Annotated in this window: 15 protein-coding genes and 2 tRNA genes; 3 read left to right on the top strand and 14 right to left on the bottom strand. The window is 69.4% G+C overall.

Going from position 1 to position 16,066, the window contains the following annotated elements; all coding sequences use genetic code 11:
* Positions 1 to 114: 114 nt before the first annotated feature.
* Complete coding sequence (gene leuS, locus ACIHFB_RS07550) at positions 115 to 2,985, bottom strand: leucine--tRNA ligase (RefSeq protein WP_400125818.1); 2,871 nt, start codon at positions 2,983 to 2,985, stop codon at positions 115 to 117.
* Positions 2,986 to 3,409: 424 nt separating this feature from the next.
* Between leuS and ACIHFB_RS07545 the strand changes: the two genes are divergently transcribed.
* Both ACIHFB_RS07545 and ACIHFB_RS07540 read left to right on the top strand, forming a co-directional pair.
* Positions 3,410 to 4,693 (top strand): cytochrome b/b6 domain-containing protein, encoded by a 1,284-nt coding sequence (locus ACIHFB_RS07545; RefSeq protein ID WP_365279126.1) that lies wholly within the window; start codon positions 3,410 to 3,412, stop codon positions 4,691 to 4,693.
* Positions 4,690 to 6,303, top strand: a complete 1,614-nt coding sequence (locus ACIHFB_RS07540) for an NADH-ubiquinone oxidoreductase-F iron-sulfur binding region domain-containing protein (RefSeq protein ID WP_365279129.1) — start codon at positions 4,690 to 4,692, stop codon at positions 6,301 to 6,303. Before ACIHFB_RS07545 ends, ACIHFB_RS07540 begins: the two co-directional genes overlap by 4 nt.
* Before the next feature lie 66 nt (positions 6,304 to 6,369).
* Here ACIHFB_RS07540 and ACIHFB_RS07535 read toward each other — a convergent pair.
* The 10 genes from ACIHFB_RS07535 to ACIHFB_RS07490 form a co-directional block, all read right to left on the bottom strand.
* Positions 6,370 to 6,442 (bottom strand) — tRNA-Ala (locus tag ACIHFB_RS07535).
* 107 nt (positions 6,443 to 6,549) lie between these two features.
* Positions 6,550 to 6,783 carry a hypothetical protein gene (locus ACIHFB_RS07530; protein WP_003976229.1) on the bottom strand — a complete coding sequence of 78 codons (234 nt, stop codon included), beginning with the start codon at positions 6,781 to 6,783 and terminating at the stop codon, positions 6,550 to 6,552.
* Positions 6,784 to 6,786: 3 nt separating this feature from the next.
* On the bottom strand, positions 6,787 to 6,960 hold the full coding sequence (locus ACIHFB_RS07525) for a hypothetical protein (protein WP_365279132.1): 174 nt from the start codon (positions 6,958 to 6,960) through the stop codon (positions 6,787 to 6,789).
* A 248-nt stretch (positions 6,961 to 7,208) separates the two neighbouring features.
* Positions 7,209 to 7,281, bottom strand: a tRNA-Ala gene (locus tag ACIHFB_RS07520).
* A 93-nt stretch (positions 7,282 to 7,374) separates the two neighbouring features.
* A complete protein-coding gene (locus tag ACIHFB_RS07515) occupies positions 7,375 to 8,037 on the bottom strand; it encodes a histidine phosphatase family protein (RefSeq protein WP_365279135.1) in 663 nt (220 codons plus the stop codon).
* Complete coding sequence (gene rsfS / locus ACIHFB_RS07510) at positions 8,034 to 8,477, bottom strand: ribosome silencing factor (RefSeq protein WP_365279138.1); 444 nt, start codon at positions 8,475 to 8,477, stop codon at positions 8,034 to 8,036. The genes ACIHFB_RS07515 and rsfS overlap by 4 nt, the downstream gene beginning before the upstream one ends.
* Positions 8,478 to 8,589: 112 nt before the next feature.
* Complete coding sequence (locus tag ACIHFB_RS07505) at positions 8,590 to 10,380, bottom strand: LCP family protein (RefSeq protein ID WP_365279141.1); 1,791 nt, start codon at positions 10,378 to 10,380, stop codon at positions 8,590 to 8,592.
* 16 nt (positions 10,381 to 10,396) lie between these two features.
* The gene (gene nadD, locus ACIHFB_RS07500; protein WP_365279144.1) at positions 10,397 to 11,023 is read right to left on the bottom strand and encodes a nicotinate-nucleotide adenylyltransferase; all 627 of its coding nucleotides are present in this window, start codon (positions 11,021 to 11,023) and stop codon (positions 10,397 to 10,399) included.
* 46 nt (positions 11,024 to 11,069) lie between these two features.
* Positions 11,070 to 11,234 (bottom strand): hypothetical protein, encoded by a 165-nt coding sequence (locus tag ACIHFB_RS07495; protein WP_210590039.1) that lies wholly within the window; start codon positions 11,232 to 11,234, stop codon positions 11,070 to 11,072.
* A gap of 168 nt (positions 11,235 to 11,402) precedes the next feature.
* A complete protein-coding gene (locus ACIHFB_RS07490) occupies positions 11,403 to 11,564 on the bottom strand; it encodes a hypothetical protein (RefSeq protein ID WP_365279147.1) in 162 nt (53 codons plus the stop codon).
* A 113-nt stretch (positions 11,565 to 11,677) separates the two neighbouring features.
* Between ACIHFB_RS07490 and ACIHFB_RS07485 the strand changes: the two genes are divergently transcribed.
* Positions 11,678 to 12,817: a M48 family metallopeptidase gene (locus tag ACIHFB_RS07485; protein ID WP_400125813.1), complete on the top strand. Its 1,140-nt coding sequence runs from the start codon at positions 11,678 to 11,680 to the stop codon at positions 12,815 to 12,817.
* Between the two features lie 18 nt (positions 12,818 to 12,835).
* On the opposite strand, the gene ACIHFB_RS07480 is transcribed toward ACIHFB_RS07485, so the two are convergent.
* The 3 genes from ACIHFB_RS07480 to ACIHFB_RS07470 all read right to left on the bottom strand — a co-directional run bounded on the left by ACIHFB_RS07480 (position 12,836) and on the right by ACIHFB_RS07470 (position 16,015).
* Complete coding sequence (locus ACIHFB_RS07480; RefSeq protein ID WP_365279150.1) at positions 12,836 to 13,906, bottom strand: hypothetical protein; 1,071 nt, start codon at positions 13,904 to 13,906, stop codon at positions 12,836 to 12,838.
* Positions 13,907 to 14,008: 102 nt separating this feature from the next.
* Positions 14,009 to 14,611, bottom strand: coding sequence for a hypothetical protein (locus tag ACIHFB_RS07475; RefSeq protein ID WP_400125811.1), 603 nt, complete (start codon positions 14,609 to 14,611; stop codon positions 14,009 to 14,011).
* A gap of 117 nt (positions 14,612 to 14,728) precedes the next feature.
* The gene (locus ACIHFB_RS07470) at positions 14,729 to 16,015 is read right to left on the bottom strand and encodes a glutamate-5-semialdehyde dehydrogenase (protein WP_365279156.1); all 1,287 of its coding nucleotides are present in this window, start codon (positions 16,013 to 16,015) and stop codon (positions 14,729 to 14,731) included.
* Positions 16,016 to 16,066 lie beyond the last annotated feature (51 nt).

Raw genomic sequence — 16,066 nt, 5'->3', positions numbered from 1 at the left:
AGCCGCGTCACTCTTCAACGGTAAACGCAACAGGCAGGCCCGGAGTTCCAGAAAAACCCCGAACCTGCCCGTAGGGGACCACCCCGAGACGCAGGTACAAACCCGCCGCGACACCTACGCCGGAACGATGTTCACCAGCTTCGGCGCCCGCACGATCACCTTGCGGATCCCCGCGCCGTCCAGCGCCGCGACGACCTTGTCGTCGGCCAGCGCGACCTTCTCCAGCTCCTCCTCGGAGATGGCCGGCGAGACCTCCAGGCGGGCCTTGACCTTGCCCTTGATCTGGACCACGCAGGTCACGGTCTCGTCCACGACGTACGCCGGGTCGGCGACCGGGAAGTCCTGGTGGACGACGGAGTCGGTGTGACCCAGCTTGCGCCACAGTTCCTCGGCGATGTGCGGGGCCAGCGGCGCGACCAGCAGCACCAGGGGCTCGGCGACGGAGCGCGGCACCGCACCCCCCGCCTTGGTCAGGTGGTTGTTCAGCTCGGTGACCTTGGCGATGGCGGTGTTGAACCGCATGCCCTCCAGGTCCTGCCGTACGCCGTCGATGGCCTTGTGCAGGGCGCGCAGCGTCTCCTCGTCGGGCTCCGTGTCGACGAAGGTCACCTCACCGGTCGTCTCGTCGACGATGTTGCGCCACAGCCGCTGCAGCAGCCGGAACTGGCCCACCACCGCGCGCGTGTCCCACGGCCGGGAGACGTCCAGCGGGCCCATCGCCATCTCGTACAGGCGCAGCGTGTCGGCGCCGTACTCGGCGCAGATCTCGTCCGGAGTGACCGCGTTCTTCAGGGACTTGCCCATCTTGCCCAGCAGCCGGGAGACCTTCTCGCCCTGGTAGTAGTACGCGCCGTCGCGCTCCTCCACCTCGGCGGCCGGTACCGCGATGCCACGGCTGTCGCGGTACACGTAGGCCTGGATCATGCCCTGGTTGAACAGCTTGTGGAACGGCTCGGCCGAGGACACGTGCCCCAGGTCGTGCAGCACCTTGGACCAGAAGCGCGCGTACAGCAGGTGCAGTACGGCGTGTTCGGCGCCGCCGACATACAGGTCGACGCCACCGTGCGGCTGGCCCTCGCGCGGGCCCATCCAGTACTGCTCGATCTCCGGGTCGACCAGCTTCTGGTCGTTGTGCGGGTCCAGGTAGCGCAGCTCGTACCAGCAGGAACCGGCCCAGTTGGGCATGGTGTTGGTCTCACGCCGGTACTTCTTGGGTCCGTCGCCCAGGTCCAGGGTGACGTTGACCCAGTCCTCGTTGCGCGACAGCGGGGTCTCGGGCTGGGTGTCGGCGTCGTCCGGGTCGAAGGTGCGCGGCGAGTAGTCCTCGACCTCCGGCAGCTCCAGCGGCAGCATCGACTCGGGCAGGGAGTGGGCGATGCCGTCCTCGTCGTAGACGATCGGGAAGGGCTCGCCCCAGTAGCGCTGGCGGCTGAACAGCCAGTCACGCAGCCGGAAGTTGACCGTGCCCTCGCCGATGCCCTTGCGCTCCATCCACTCGGTGATGCGCGCCTTGGCCTCGACGACGCCCAGGCCGTCCAGGGAGACGCCCTCTCCGGTGGAGTTGATGATCTTCGCGTCGTACGACCCGAAGGCGTTCTCCCACGTGGAGGTGTCGGTGCCGCGGCCGTCGGTCGGCTCGACGATGCAGTGGATCGGCAGCTCGAAGGCGCGCGCGAACTCGAAGTCGCGCTGGTCGCCCGCCGGAACGGCCATGATCGCGCCGGTGCCGTACCCCATCAGGACGTAGTCGGCGATGAAGACGGGGACCTGCTCGCCGTTGACCGGGTTGGTCGCGTAGGAGCCGATGAAGACGCCGGTCTTGTCCTTGGCCTCGGCCTGCCGCTCGACGTCGGACTTCGAGGCGGCCTGCGCGCGGTAGGCGGCGACGGCCTCGGCCGGGGTCGCGTGGCCGCCGGTCCACACCTGGTGCGTGCCCTCGGGCCACTCCTGCGGCGTGAACTTCTCGACCAGCGGGTGCTCGGGGGCCAGCACCATGTAAGTCGCGCCGAACAGGGTGTCCGGGCGGGTGGTGAAGACGGTGATGCACTCGCCGTCCACGGGGAAGTCGACACGGGCGCCCTCGGAGCGGCCGATCCAGTTGCGCTGCTGCAGCTTGATGGCCTCGGGCCAGTCCAGCGCGTCCAGGTCGTCCAGCAGCCGGTCGGCGTAGGCGGTGATGCGCATGTTCCACTGGCGCAGCTTGGCCTTGAAGACGGGGAAGTTGCCGCGCTCGGAGCGGCCGTCGGCGGTGACCTCCTCGTTGGCCAGCACGGTGCCCAGGCCGGGGCACCAGTTGACGGGCGCGTCGGAGGCGTACGCCAGGCGGAAGTCGCCCAGGACGTCGGCGCGCTCGCCGTCGTTCAGCTCGCGCCACGCGCGCGTGTGCCCCGGTACGGCACGCTCACCGGTCTCGAACTGAGCGACCAGTTCGGCGATGGGGCGGGCCTTCTCGGCCTCGTCGTCGTACCAGGAGTTGAAGATCTGGACGAAGATCCACTGGGTCCACTTGTAGTAGTCCGGGTCGATCGTGGCGAACGACCGGCGCTTGTCGTGGCCCAGGCCCAGCCGGCGCAGCTGGATCTTCATGTTCTCGATGTTGGCCTCGGTGGACACGCGCGGGTGCGTGCCGGTCTGCACGGCGTACTGCTCGGCGGGCAGGCCGAAGGCGTCGAAGCCCAGGGTGTGCAGGACGTTGTGGCCGGTCATGCGCTGGAACCGGGCGAATACATCGGTGGCGATGTAGCCCAGGGGGTGACCGACGTGCAGGCCCGCACCGGAGGGGTACGGGAACATGTCCATGATGAATTTCTTGGGCTTGGCGACCAGTTCGGGGTCGCCCGCCAGGTCACCCTTGGGGTTCGGCGCCGCGTAGGTGCCCTCGGCGTCCCAGAAGTCCTGCCAGCGTGCCTCGATCTCCGCGGCCAGGGTCGCGGTGTAGCGGTGCGGCGCGGCCACCTCGGCGGCAGCGGGGTTCGTCTGGCTCATGATCCTCAAAGCTCCATCGATCGTCTCTGCCGGCGGCGACATTCAAGAAACGAAAAATCCCCTCGCACAGGAGGGGACGCCGCGCCGATTCCGAAACCACTCGGTCTGACCGTGGTCGGGACTGATCAGCGCGGCTCGCTAAGCAGAAGGCGTACGGCACGCATGGCGTCAGGGTACCGCAGCGGCCGAGGAGGCCGCGACGGGCTTCCATGGGGCACACTGACGCCCCACAGCCGCTTGTGGAGATTGCGAAAAGATGAACAACGTTCAATTGTTACCTGGCGTAACAGTCGCTAAGGGACAACACAAGCCCCGCATGGCCCGTAGATAACAACGCAATAACTCAAACGGCGTACCGCTCGGTTTGGCTGGACTTAGAGTGCGGCAGCGGGACCGCTTTCCCGAACTGCTCGGAGTTGCCCCCATGAACCCTCGTCGTAGTACCAGCTCGATGCCCACCCCAGGCCGCTCGGCCTACGGGAAGGCATCGGCTGTCGTTCTGCTCCTCATACCCGTGATCGTGCTGGTCGGAGGTGACAAGGTCCGTGACTTCCTGAACTTCGGCGCCGGCGTCCTGTCGCTCGTCTCGCTCAGCTGCTCGGTGATCTGGGGCCTGGTCGCCCAGGACCGGATCTTCCTCACCGCGCGCCAGCGGATCATCGGGCAGGCGGTGCACCGGACGACCGCTGTCGCCTCGATCGCGTTCCTGCTGTTGCACATCACCACGAAGATCGCGCTGGACCACACCACGGTGATCGCCGCGCTGATCCCGTTCTCGCTCGGTGTCACCGGGAGCAACGGGCTGATCGGCCTCGGCTCGGTGGCCGCGCTGCTCATGATCTTCGTGGGCATCACCGGCGCACTGCGCAGCGCCTTCGCCTCCCCCGCACCGGTCGCGGCCCGCTGGCGGGCCATGCACATGCTGGCCTACCCGGCCTGGTGCGCCGCGCTGGTCCACGGCCTGTACGCGGGCCGCGCGGCCAAGCCGACCTTCGTGATCCTCTACGGCCTGTCCGTCCTCGGCGTCATGGCCGCCCTCGCGCTGCGTGCCGCGCCCCGACCGGTCAAGCGCCAGGTCGCCGACAAGATCGCCGAGATCCTCGGCACCGAGGAGAGGCCGGGCCGCGAGGAGCTGGAGGAGAGCCGTGCCCGCGCCGCGGGGGGCTCCACCCTGCCCGGCTACGAACGGGCCGACGCAACGGGCCCGCAGCCGCGTATGGCACCCCCTTCGGCACCGCTGTACGAGCAGCCCGCCCCCGAGCCGGTGAACGGCTTCGCGGCCGCCTACCGCGCCGTCACGCCCCCGCCCACCCAACAGCCGTACGCGGTCGACCAGACCGCCCGCATGGAACTGCCGCTGGACATACAGCCCACGGAGGCCATCCCGCGCGTGGACGGCGGCGGCAGCACCTCGGGCAGCTGGCCGATCCCGTCGCCGCCGCCCGTGGGCGAAGCGCCCCCGTCGGCCTACGACCCGCTCACCGACACGGGATACAACATCCCGACCTATGGCAATCAGGGCACCGGCGGGTACGGCCAGAGTGACGTGTACGACACCGGTGAGTCGAACCCGCTCTACGGCACGTACAACCCCAATGACACGTACAACAGCGGTCCCGCCAATGAACCAACGCCCGGTGATTCGTACGACTTCGACTCACCGGGTCCGGGCGAACCTTGGAACATGCCTTCCGGAGGCTATAGGTGAACGAGGCCCTGCCCGACGTACCAGAAGTCCGCGTGGTCGGCCTTCCGCAGCTCACGTCTGGCTTCGACCTTGTCGAAAGACTTGATCTGCCCATGCACCTGAAGGTGCACGGGCCGCTCGAACCCATGGGCGGCGAGCAACTCGCCAAGCTCGCCGAGAACATCAATCTCAAGGGCCGCGGCGGCGCGGGCTTCCCCTTCCACAAGAAGCTGCGCTCGGTCGCCGAGGCCGCGATCAAGCGCGGCGTGCGCCCGGTCGTCGTCGTCAACGGCAGCGAGGACGAACCGGCCTGCCGCAAGGACACGGTGCTCATCAACCGTGCCCCGCATCTCATCCTGGACGGCGCTCTGTTGTGCGCCGAGGCTCTTGGTGCCCGCACGCTCGTGGTGGGGGTCACCCGGGAGTCAACCCAGCGCTCCATGGAAGCCGCCCTCGCCGAACGCGGCCTGAGCAACGGCCGTAGGTCGGCACTACGCGCGCGTGTGCAACGCAATCCCGTACGGATGGTCACCGGAGCGGCAGCGTCGCTGATCCGGTCCATCGACGGCGGCCCGGCGATCCCGCCCGGCCGCAAGGTCAGCGCCTCCCAGAACGGCGTCGGCGGCGCGCCCACCCTGCTGTCGAACGCGGAGACGTTCGCCCAACTCGCCATCGCCGCCCGCATCGGCCCGGAGCGCTACGGCAACACCGGTCTCTACGACGAACCCGGCACCGTCATGCTCACGGTCTCCGGCGCGGTCGCCCGCCCGATGGTGATCGAGGTCCCCACCGGAGTGCCGCTGCGCTACGTCCTCCAGCTCGCCGGCGCCCCGCCGGTCCCGCAGGGCGTGCTGACCGGCGGCTACCACGGCAAGTGGATCGACGCCGCGACGGTCAACGAGGCGATCGTCTCGCGCAACTCGCTGGACGCGGTGGGCGGTGCGCTCGGCGCGGGCGCGATCCTGCCGATCACCCAGGAGACCTGCCCGCTGGGCGAGTCGCTGCGTGTGGCCCAGTGGCTGGCCGAGGAGAGCGCGGGACAGTGCGGTCCCTGCTACCTCGGTCTGCCGGCCGCGGCGCGCGGCATGGAGGACATCCTCAACGGCGGCGGTCCGGCCGCCCTCGAAGCCCTCAAGCAGGTCGCCAAGAACGTGAAGCGGCGCGGCGCGTGCTCACACCCCGACGGCTCCGCGATGTTCCTCGAGTCGACCGTCAAGGCGTTCACCGACGACCTCGCCGCGCACGTCCTCGGAAACGGCTGCGGAAGGCCCGTGGAGGGCGTTCTGCCGCTCTTCGAGGGCGGCAAGACCCCGACGGGCATCCCCGGCGGCGGCGAGTCCGAGGAGAACGGTCCCAGCCGCCAGAAGATCTACGTCGACTGGACCCTGTGCCGCGGCCACGGACTGTGCGCGGACATCCTCCCCGAGGTCTTCGAACTCGGCGCCGACGGCTTCCCGACGGTCGCGCAGGCGCAGGTGCCGCGCTACGCGGAGGCCAAGGCGATACGCGCGGTGCGCCGCTGCCCGGCGCTGGCGCTGCGTCTGGAGGAGGACACCAAGTCCTCGGCGCCCACCCGCAACAACCTGCCGGTCCTCTCCCAGGGCCGCGGCCGCCGGGCCATCGGCCGCTGAGGACAACGGAGCACCGAACACGACGAGGGCGGGCCATCCGATCGGATGGCCCGCCCTCAATTCCTGTGGAGCTAAGGAGAATTGAACTCCTGACCTCCTGCATGCCATGCAGGCGCTCTACCAACTGAGCTATAGCCCCTTGCGATGCGCCGCCCGGTTCCCCCGGCGGCGACGCCAACATTACACGGTCGACCCCAGGCACCACCAAATCGTTTCCGGTCTGTCCCGATTCGGTGGTTTATGGGGTCAAGCCGTGACGAACGAATAGAAGCGTTTGAGCGTGCAGTGCTCCTCGAGGAGCCGACCGTAGATCGGCTCGCCCTCCAGCTCACGGTACGTCTCGATCGGGTCGCCCTTTATGATCAGCGCCCGCGCGCATTCCTCGCACCAGTACTGGTAGTCGGGATTGACCGGCTCCATGTCGCGGACGATCGGCGTCCCGCTGCCGCACCAGTCGCACTTTCGCCTGTGTGCACCCATCGATCAGCTCCAGCTGTGGCCGCAGGCCGTGCACACGTAGGAAATTCCGCCGTTGTCGCCGAGAACTTGAGCCACATGGACGGAACCGCAGGAAGGACAGCTCAGCCGGGTCACCGTGTCCCGTGTCAGCGCTGCATCGAGGTGGTCACCGACCGCCTCGATGATGCTCGCAGGCATCACTGACTCCCTCCCGTCGGGCCGCGCTCCCTTCCGGCCGTTTGATTCTGCCACGACCGGACCGATACGGTCAGCGACGCCTCAGTACCAGTCCGGACACGGCACCCGCCGCGGCCGCCCCGGCCAGCGCGAAACCGCACGCCGGCGGCGTCTCCAAGGAGGTATACGCCTCCGAGACCCCAAGTGACTCAAGCCGGTTCGAGAACAAAAAGATCCCGCCCCCCGAGGGGGACGGGATCTTCGTCCTGTGGAGCTAAGGAGAATTGAACTCCTGACCTCCTGCATGCCATGCAGGCGCTCTACCAACTGAGCTATAGCCCCTTGTGTTCTCCCCGCTCGGCGGGCGAACAAGAAGAACTTTAGCCTGTGACCTGCCGGAAAGTGAAATCCGGGCCACGAGCCCCGAAGCGGGGCTCAGTCGTCGTCGCCGAGCACCGGCTCCGGCAGTGTTCCGGCGTTGTGCTCGAGCAGCCGCCAGCCGCGGGCGCCCTCTCCGAGGACGGACCAGCAGCAGTTGGAGAGGCCGCCGAGGCTCTCCCAGTGGTGGGCCTCCAGGCCGAGGAGACGGCCGATGGTGGTGCGGATCGTGCCCCCGTGGCTGACCACCACGAGCGTGCCGTCGTCGGGCAGTTTCTCGGCGTGCCGGAGCACGACGGGGGCGGCGCGGTCGGCGACCTCCGTCTCCAGTTCGCCGCCGCCGCGACGGACCGGCTCACCGCGCTTCCACGCGGCGTACTCCTCGCCGTGCCGGGCGATGATCTCCTCGTGCGTCAGCCCCTGCCAGACGCCCGCGTAGGTCTCGCGCAGCCCCTCGTCGTGGGTCACCTCAAGGCCGGTGAGCGCGGAGAGCTCGGCGGCCGTGTTCGCGGCCCGCTGGAGGTCCGACGCGACGATCGCGTCGGGCTGCAACGAGGCCAGCAGGCGGGCGGCGCGGCGGGCCTGGCCGACGCCGGTCTCGGTGAGGGAGACGTCGGTGGTGCCCTGGAAACGGCGTTCCACGTTCCAAGCGGTCTGGCCGTGCCGCCACAGGATGACGCGGCGGCCCCGGCCCGGCCTCGCGCCGGCGGGGGCGCTCACCGCAGCCCTCCGAATTCGGCGGCGTCCTCCTCGGCCTGCAGCTTGGCGTGCTCGGCGCCCTTTCCGCGGGTGGCCTTGGCGTCGGCGGGCAGCTCCAGCTCGGGGCAGTCCTTCCACAGCCGCTCCAGGGCGTAGAAGACGCGCTCCTCGCTGTGCTGGACGTGGACGACGATGTCGACGTAGTCGAGCAGGACCCAGCGGGCCTCGCGGTCGCCCTCCCGGCGCACCGGCTTGGCGCCGAGCTCCTTCTGGAGGCGCTCCTCGATCTCGTCGACGATCGACTTGACCTGGCGGTCGTTGGGCGCGGAGGCCAGCAGGAAGGCGTCCGTGATCGACAGCACGTCGCTGACGTCGTAGGCGATGATGTCGTGTGCGAGCTTGTCGGCAGCCGCCTGCGCGGCGGCGGTGATGAGCTCGATGGAGCGGTCAGTGGCGGTCACTACGTGGCTTTCGGTCGGCGGTCAATAGACAACAAGGGTCTCACGGCCGCCGACGGCACCCCACGTGATTAAGGGATCACTCCCGATCGCTCCCGATCACTCCCTACGAGGCTCACGACGAGGCCGGCTCGTAGTCCTGGCCGAGCACCACGGAGACGTCCGCGTTCGAGGACCCCTTGCCCTTGGTGACGGAGCTGGTGGGCAGGCCCAGGGTCTTGGCGACCTCGGTGGCGTTCTCCTTGTCGGCGGCATCGGTGTAGGTGACCTTGGACGTCGCCTGGGCGCCGGATGCCGAGCCGCCCTCCAGGAAGGTGAAGCCGCCGTTGAGGAGCACGACGCGGACCTTCTCGGTGTTGTCCTTGACGCCGCTGGCGTTCTGGACGGAGACACGGACGGCCGCGTCCTTGTCGGGGCTCTTCGCGGTGCCGCCGAGGACGTCCTTGACCACGCTGCCGCTCGCCTGCGCGCTCATCGTGCCGTCGGTCTGCACGGGCAGCAGCGCGGTCTTGAAGTCGCCGCCCTTGGCGAGGTCGGCGAGCTTGGCGAGGAAGGTGCCCAGGTCCTTGTCGGTCAGCGACGGGTCGAGGATCTGCGCCAGCGTCTGCACGGTGGTCGTGGCCCCGGTCGCGTCGGAGGACAGCTTGCGCAGCACGCCCTGCATGACCTGCCCGAACCGCTCCAGCTGGGCGTTCTGTGCTTCTCCGGAGGCACGGTAGGTGGCGTAGGCGACGGCCATCTTGCCGCTGAGGGTCTGGGCCTCGCCCTTGGTCACCAGGGGCGAGGCGCCCTTCTTCGTGGCGTCGGGGTCGGGCACGTCGGCGTTGGTGTCGACGTCGATGTTGCCGACCAGGTCCACCAGGTTCTGAAGGTAGGGGGTGTCCAGCCGCCAGGTGCCCTGGATCTCGGTGCCGAGGACGGTGTCCAGGGCGTCGCGCGTCCCGGAGGAACCGTCGTCCTCGACCGACTTGGCCAGCGTGGTCGTGGTGCCGTTGTCGTCGGTCAGGGCGAGGGAGTTGGGCAGCAGGACGGTGGTGCCCTGCTTGGTGGTGGTGTTGTCGACGAGCAGCGCCGTGGCGGTGCCGCCCCCCTTGGTGTTGTGCAGATGGACGACGATCACGTCACGCTTCTGGGCGCCCACGGCCGTCGCCGAGCCGGTCTTGGAGTCGGACGACGAGGAGAGACCGGGCAGCTTGCCCGCGTACCAGAGGTAGCCGACCCCGCCGACCGCGACCAGGGCGAGGACGACGCCGAGTGCGACGACCCGGCTGCGGGCGCGGCGCTTGGCCTCCTCGCGGCGCTCGGTGCGGTTCTCGGTGAACGCCAGCCAGTCGATGACGTCCTCGGAGTCGCCGTCGGGCTCCTCGACGAAGGCGAACTGCTCGGTGTGGTAGTCCCGTTCGGGCCGGGCGGAGACGTCCTCGTGCTCGGCCGGACCGGCCTGCTGCGGGATGTACGCGGTCTGCTCGGCGGTGCGCTGCTCGACTCGCGGCTGCCGGCCACTGGTCGCGGCCTGGCCGTAGGGGTCGTACGGCGTTGCGGTTCCGGCGCCGCCTCGGCCGCGGTTGCCGAAGGCGTCGAAGGACGACGCGGCGGGCGCCTGCTGACCGTTGTCGTAAGGGTCGTACGACTGCTGCTGCATGCCCGTGTCGTAGGACGGCATCTGCCCGTGGGTACCGGTGTCGTAGGGCGGCACCGGTTGCTGCTGACCCGTCGCGTAGGGGTCGTAGCCGTAGCCCTGCGGGCCGCCGCCGTGCTGCTGTGCGTACGGGTCGTACGACTGCTGCTGCGGGACCTGCTGGGCCGGGACCTGCCGGTACACGGGCCGGCCGTACTCGTCGTAGCCGACGATCTCGTACTGGTCGCCCTGATCGCCGGGGTACCCCGCGTCGTATCGGTCGTTCACCGGTGCCCCTCTCGGCTCACTCGCCGCGGTACAGCTCGCGCTTGTCGATGTAGCGCACGACTCCGTCCGGCACCATGTACCAGATGGGGTCTCCCTTTGCGACTCTCGCACGGCAATCGGTGGACGAGATGGCCAGCGCGGGAACCTCCACGAGCGAAACGCCGCCCTCGGGGAGACCGGCGTCCGTCAGGTGATGGCCGGGCCGGGTGACTCCGATGAAGTGCGCGAGGGAGAACAGTTCCTCCATGTCCCGCCAGGTGAGGAGCTGGGCGAGGGCGTCGGCGCCCGTGATGAAGAAGAGGTCCGTGTCGGGGTTGATCGCACGCAGGTCGCGCAGGGTGTCGACGGTGTACGTCGGCCCGCCGCGGTCGAGGTCGATACGGCTCACCGAGAACTGCGGGTTCTCGGCGGTCGCGATGACCGTCATCAGATAGCGGTCCTCGGCCGGGGAGACCTTGCGGTGGGTCTTCTGCCACGGCTGGCCGGTCGGCACGAACACCACCTGGTCCAGGTGGAACTGCGCGGCGACCTCACTGGCCGCCACGAGGTGGCCGTGGTGGATCGGGTCAAACGTCCCGCCCATGACGCCGAGGCGGCGCTTGCCCGGGTTCGTCGGGCCGGTAGGCATGTCCTGCTCTCCCATGCGTGCAGACCCTACCGGCCCGTCCTGAGGACGCCGGTCGGTGCCTTCAGCGGTCGCGGTTGAAACGGGTGGTGATCCACAGCAGGAACATCAGGATGAAGAACGCTGCGCCGCCCGTCAGATAGGGGCTGAGGCTCTCGTGGTTGCCGCCGTGCTCCTCGCCCTCGGCGGCGAGGGTGACCAACTGGGCTGCGGTGCTGTGGAAGCTCATCTTCGGCAGGACCTATCCGATGGGGGTCCCCCCGCTCGAGCGAAGTCGAGAGTGGGGGAGGGCGGGATAAAGACGTCGGCCCATCGTAAGCGGGCGGCCGAGCACCCATCACGCCGACTCCGCCGTTGGGGACGCGGCCCCCTGGATCGACGGAACTTCGCGACCGTCTCAGTCGTCCTTCTGTCTGTACCCCCGCAGCAGGAACCACGCGGTCAGGACACAGCCCAGCACCATCACGACCAGGACGACGCGGAGCAGATTCCCCGCCCCTTGCTGCTCGGCGGCGTTCGCGGCCCCGGCGAGCCAGGCGGCCGAGGGATTGTGCTCCATGACATGACTCCTTCGCTGTACTGCCCGTCCACGGTATATCCGCCTAGGCTGGGCTCTGCTTCGGGGGCGCAAAGGACCGCACAAGGGTCCGCAAAGGGGCCACACACACGCACATGGGGGAAGACATGTCCGACGGCCACGAGCACAACGGGCACGAGAGCGTTCCGAGCAGGCAGCGCACGCGCTTCCCCGGGATCTCCTCGCGTGCGTACGAGCATCCTGCCGACCGCTCCGCCCTGGTGGCGCTGCGCAAGCTGAGCGGCTTCGACACGGTCTTCAAGGCGCTCAGCGGTCTGCTGCCCGAGCGCAGCCTCAGGCTGCTGTTCCTGTCCGACTCGGTGCGGGTGTCGGACCAGCAGTTCGCACACCTCAACGACATGCTGCGCGACGCCTGTTACATCCTGGACCTGGAGAAGGTCCCCCCGATGTACGTCAACCAGGACCCGCAGCCGAACGCGATGTGCATCGGCCTGGACGAGCCGATCATCGTCGTCACCACCGGGCTCGTCGAGCTGCTCGACGAGGAGGAGATGCGGGCGGTCGTCGGCCATGAGGTGGGTCACGCCCTGTCCGGCCACGCCGTCTACCGGACCATCCTGCTCTTCCTGACCAACCTCGCCCTCAGGGTCGCCTGGATCCCGCTGGGCAACCTCGCGATCATGGCGATCGTGACCGCGCTGCGCGAGTGGTTCCGCAAGTCGGAGCTGTCCGCGGACCGCGCGGGCCTCCTGGCCGGCCAGGACCTCAAGGCCTCGATGCGCGGCCTGATGAAGCTCGCCGGCGGCAACCACCTGCACGAGATGAACGTGGACGCGTTCCTGAAGCAGGCCGAGGAGTACGAGGCCGGAGGCGACCTGCGCGACTCCGTGCTGAAAATTCTGAACGTGCTGCCGCGCTCCCACCCCTTCACCACCATCCGGGCGGCCGAGCTGAAGAAGTGGTCCGAGTCCCGGGACTACCAGCGGATCATGGACGGCCACTACCCGCGGCGCACCGAGGACAAGGACACCTCGGTCACGGACTCGTTCCGGGAGTCGGCGTCGCACTACGCCACACACGTCAAGACCTCCAAGGACCCCCTGATGAAGCTGGTCAGCGACATCGCCGGCGGGGCCGGGGACCTGGGCGGCCGGGTGCGCCGAGGCTTCGGCGGCTTCGCGGGAGCGGGCGGCTCCGCGGAATCCACCCCGAAGGACCAGCCGCCGCGCGACGGCGACGAGAGCACCGGCCGGGACGACAACAACAACAGCTGACCTCGTCGAGGCCCGGATTCACACCTTCGGCTGCGCGCTCTGGGCCAGCGTCCCGCACAGCGCCGTTGCGCTCCCCGTGGCGTAGGGGTCCGTGCCGGCGGGGCCGCCGGCCTTGGCGGTCTGGCCGGCCAGCAGCGGGCGCAGATGGTTGGTGGAGTCGTCGGCGCAGGAGACCGGCCCGGCCTGGACGTAGGAGACGACCAGCTGGGCCTGCTGGAGGCGCAGGTCGTCGCGGTCGAAGCGGAAGTGCAGCTCACGGCGGACGGTGAACAGGGACGACTCGGCCTTCTCGTCGGCGCCGATGGGCCGTAGCGCGTACACGAAGGTGTGGTCCGAGGTGACCTCGAGCGTGGACGAGTCGGTCTCGGCCGCGTGCATGCTGCCCTGGACACGGATCTTGTCGTCGGCCAGCTCGGCACCGTTGGGATCGAGGCGAACGAGCCATCCGGTCGGCGTATGCCTGCCGTCGGCGGACGGCTGCTTGAAACTCTGGTCGAACTGGTCGAGTTGGTCCGGGGCGACCAGGACCCGGACGGGGCGGACCTGTCCGCCGGTGAGCACCTCCGGGTACAGGGAGGAGCGTACGAGGTAGTCCTTGGCGGTGTTCAGGGCGCTGACGACCTGGCTGTCCGAGAAGTGCGCGGTGCGCCGCGTGGCGGGCAGCGGTATGCCCTCGGCGCCGACGCGGTACTGCGCGGCGGGGCTGTGCGCGAACAGGTCCTCGGGGTCGGCCGCGCCGGGCACCTTGCCCTGCGGGGCGAGCGGGATGACGGTCATCCGCAGTGGCTCGACGGGCTGCTGCGCCTGCGGGGTCTGGTAGGGGTGCCGTACACCCATATAGATCGCGGTGCCGAAGGCCACCGCGATCAGAAGGACCAGGATCAGGGCCTGCCGGGACAGGCCCCGGCGCAGGGGAGGACGGCGTCGTACGGCGGGCGCGTGGTCGGCGATGCGCTCCTGGGCGGAGAACTCCTGGAGGCGGGCAGCACGGACGAACGACTCGTCGAAGACGACGGATCGGTACTCTTCCTCGCCACCTCCGGGGGCGCCCTCAGGTGTCCCCTCGGGTGGGTCTCCAAGCCCTCCCATATCTTCAGAGTAGGTCTCCGAAGGGCCCGGTAAACGCCCTGGTACACGACAAGTTCTGACAGGTTCTCACCAGGACGGTCAGGGCGCGCCCGGGCGGTGTGGTCAGGGCGTGCGCGGGGTCGCGGAGGCCGGCGGCTGGGAATAGTCGGCGGAAGCGGAGGGTGCCGCCGCAGTGCCCTGTTCCAGGCCGGTGGAGGCGGGCGGCGGGACCTGGTCCCGATTGCCGGAGGACGCGCCGCGGTAGACCGCGGAGAAAGCCAGCGCGACCATGCCGATCCCCATCACGAGCGCGAGGATCCAGGCGACGGGACGGTGCCAGCGGACCTGCTTGCCGTACGTCCCCGGGGCGCCGTACCGGCTGTCGAGGGTGTCGGGGTCGTCCAGGTCGTCGAGCTCCCGATCATGGCCGAAACCGCCGCGATCGTCGGGGCCGAAGCCTTCTTCGTAACGCTCGCCTCTGCCGTGGGCCCGGCGGGCCTCCGCCTCGGAGGCCTCCGCTCTGGCCTGGGCGGCGGCAAGGAGGCGTTCGACGGCGGTCGGCTCGTGCACCACGGCCGCCTGTACGAAGGCCTCGTCAAAGACCACGGAGGCGAACTCTTCGTCCGACACCCCGCGGTCGTGGTCGTCGTCGGGCTCCCAGCCGTCAGGGAACGGCGTGCCCCCCACGTCCTCCGGCACGGATCCAGAGTAGACCTGGGGGGTCAATTTGGGCAGACGGTATGGAAATTCATCCGCCTGGTGAGACACCTCTCGTGCGGCATCGGGGCGAGCCGGGGGCGCGTGTCCCACGCATATGCCCAGGCCGCGCGCCCGGGCGCCGTCTCAGCGCCGTACGTGCCCGTCCCCGGTGACGATGTACTTCGTGCTGGTCAGCTCCGGCAGCCCCATCGGACCGCGGGCGTGCAGCTTCTGCGTGGAGATGCCGATCTCGGCGCCGAAGCCGAACTGGCCGCCGTCGGTGAAGCGGGTCGAGGCGTTCACCGCGACCGTCGTGGAGTCGACCAGCTGGGTGAAGCGGCGGGCGGCCTGCTGGGAGGTCGTGACGATGGCCTCGGTGTGACCGGAGGTCCACAGCCGGATGTGCTCGACGGCCTTGTCGAGGGAGTCGACGACCGCCGCGGCGATGTCGTACGACAGGTACTCGGTCTCCCAGTCCTCCGGCGTGGCCTCGACCACCGTGGCCTGCGAGTCCTTCGCGTACGCCAGCACCCGCTCGTCGGCGTGCACGGTGACCCCGGCCTCCGCGAGGGCGTCCAGGGCGCGGGGCAGGAACTCCGGCGCGATGTCCTGGTGGACCAGGAGGGTCTCGGCGGAGTTGCACACGCTGACGCGCTGCGCCTTGGAGTTGATCAGGATGTCGATGGCCATGTCGAGGTCGGCGTGGGCGTCGACGTAGACGTGGCAGTTGCCGACGCCGGTCTCGATGACCGGGACGGTGGATTCCGAGACGACCGTCTGGATCAGGGAGGCGCCGCCGCGCGGGATCAGTACGTCGACCAGACCGCGCGCCCGCATCAGCTCGCGCACGCTCTCGCGGCTCTCGCCGGGCACGAGCTGCACGGCGTCGGCGGGCAGCCCGGCCCCGCCCACGGCGTCCCGGATGACCCGCACAAGGGCGCTGTTCGACTCGTAGGCGGAGGCGGAGCCGCGCAGCAGCACCGCGTTGCCGGACTTCAGGCACAGTGCGGCGGCGTCGACGGTGACGTTCGGGCGGGCCTCGTAGATGATCCCGACGACGCCCAGCGGGACGCGGACCTGGCGGAGGTCGATGCCGTTCGGGAGGGTCGAGCCGCGGACAACCTCGCCCACCGGGTCCGGCAGGGCCACGACGTCCCGCACGTCGGAGGCGATGGCCCGCACCCGCTCCGGCGTCAGGGTCAGCCGGTCGACGATGGCCTCGCTGGTGCCGGCCTCGCGCGCCTTGGCGATGTCCTTGGCGTTGGCCTCGACGATTTCGCTGGTACGGACCTCCAGCGCGTCCGCGATGGCGAGCAGCGCGTCGTCCTTCTCGGCCCGCGGCAGCGGCGCGAGGTCGGCTGCGGCGGCCTTGGCGCGGTAGGCGGCCCGGGTGACCGGGGACATCGAGTCGTACGGCGAAAGCGTGGTCATGAGGGAAGCGTAGTGCGCCGAACGGGTCGGTCCTGCTTGCATCCCAAACCC

Origin of the sequence: Streptomyces sp. NPDC051963 (genome assembly GCF_044593495.1) — a bacterium.
Lineage (GTDB): Bacteria > Actinomycetota > Actinomycetes > Streptomycetales > Streptomycetaceae > Streptomyces.
The sequence above is the reverse complement of the archived record's forward strand: the minus strand, read 5'-3'. Positions and strand labels throughout refer to the sequence as shown.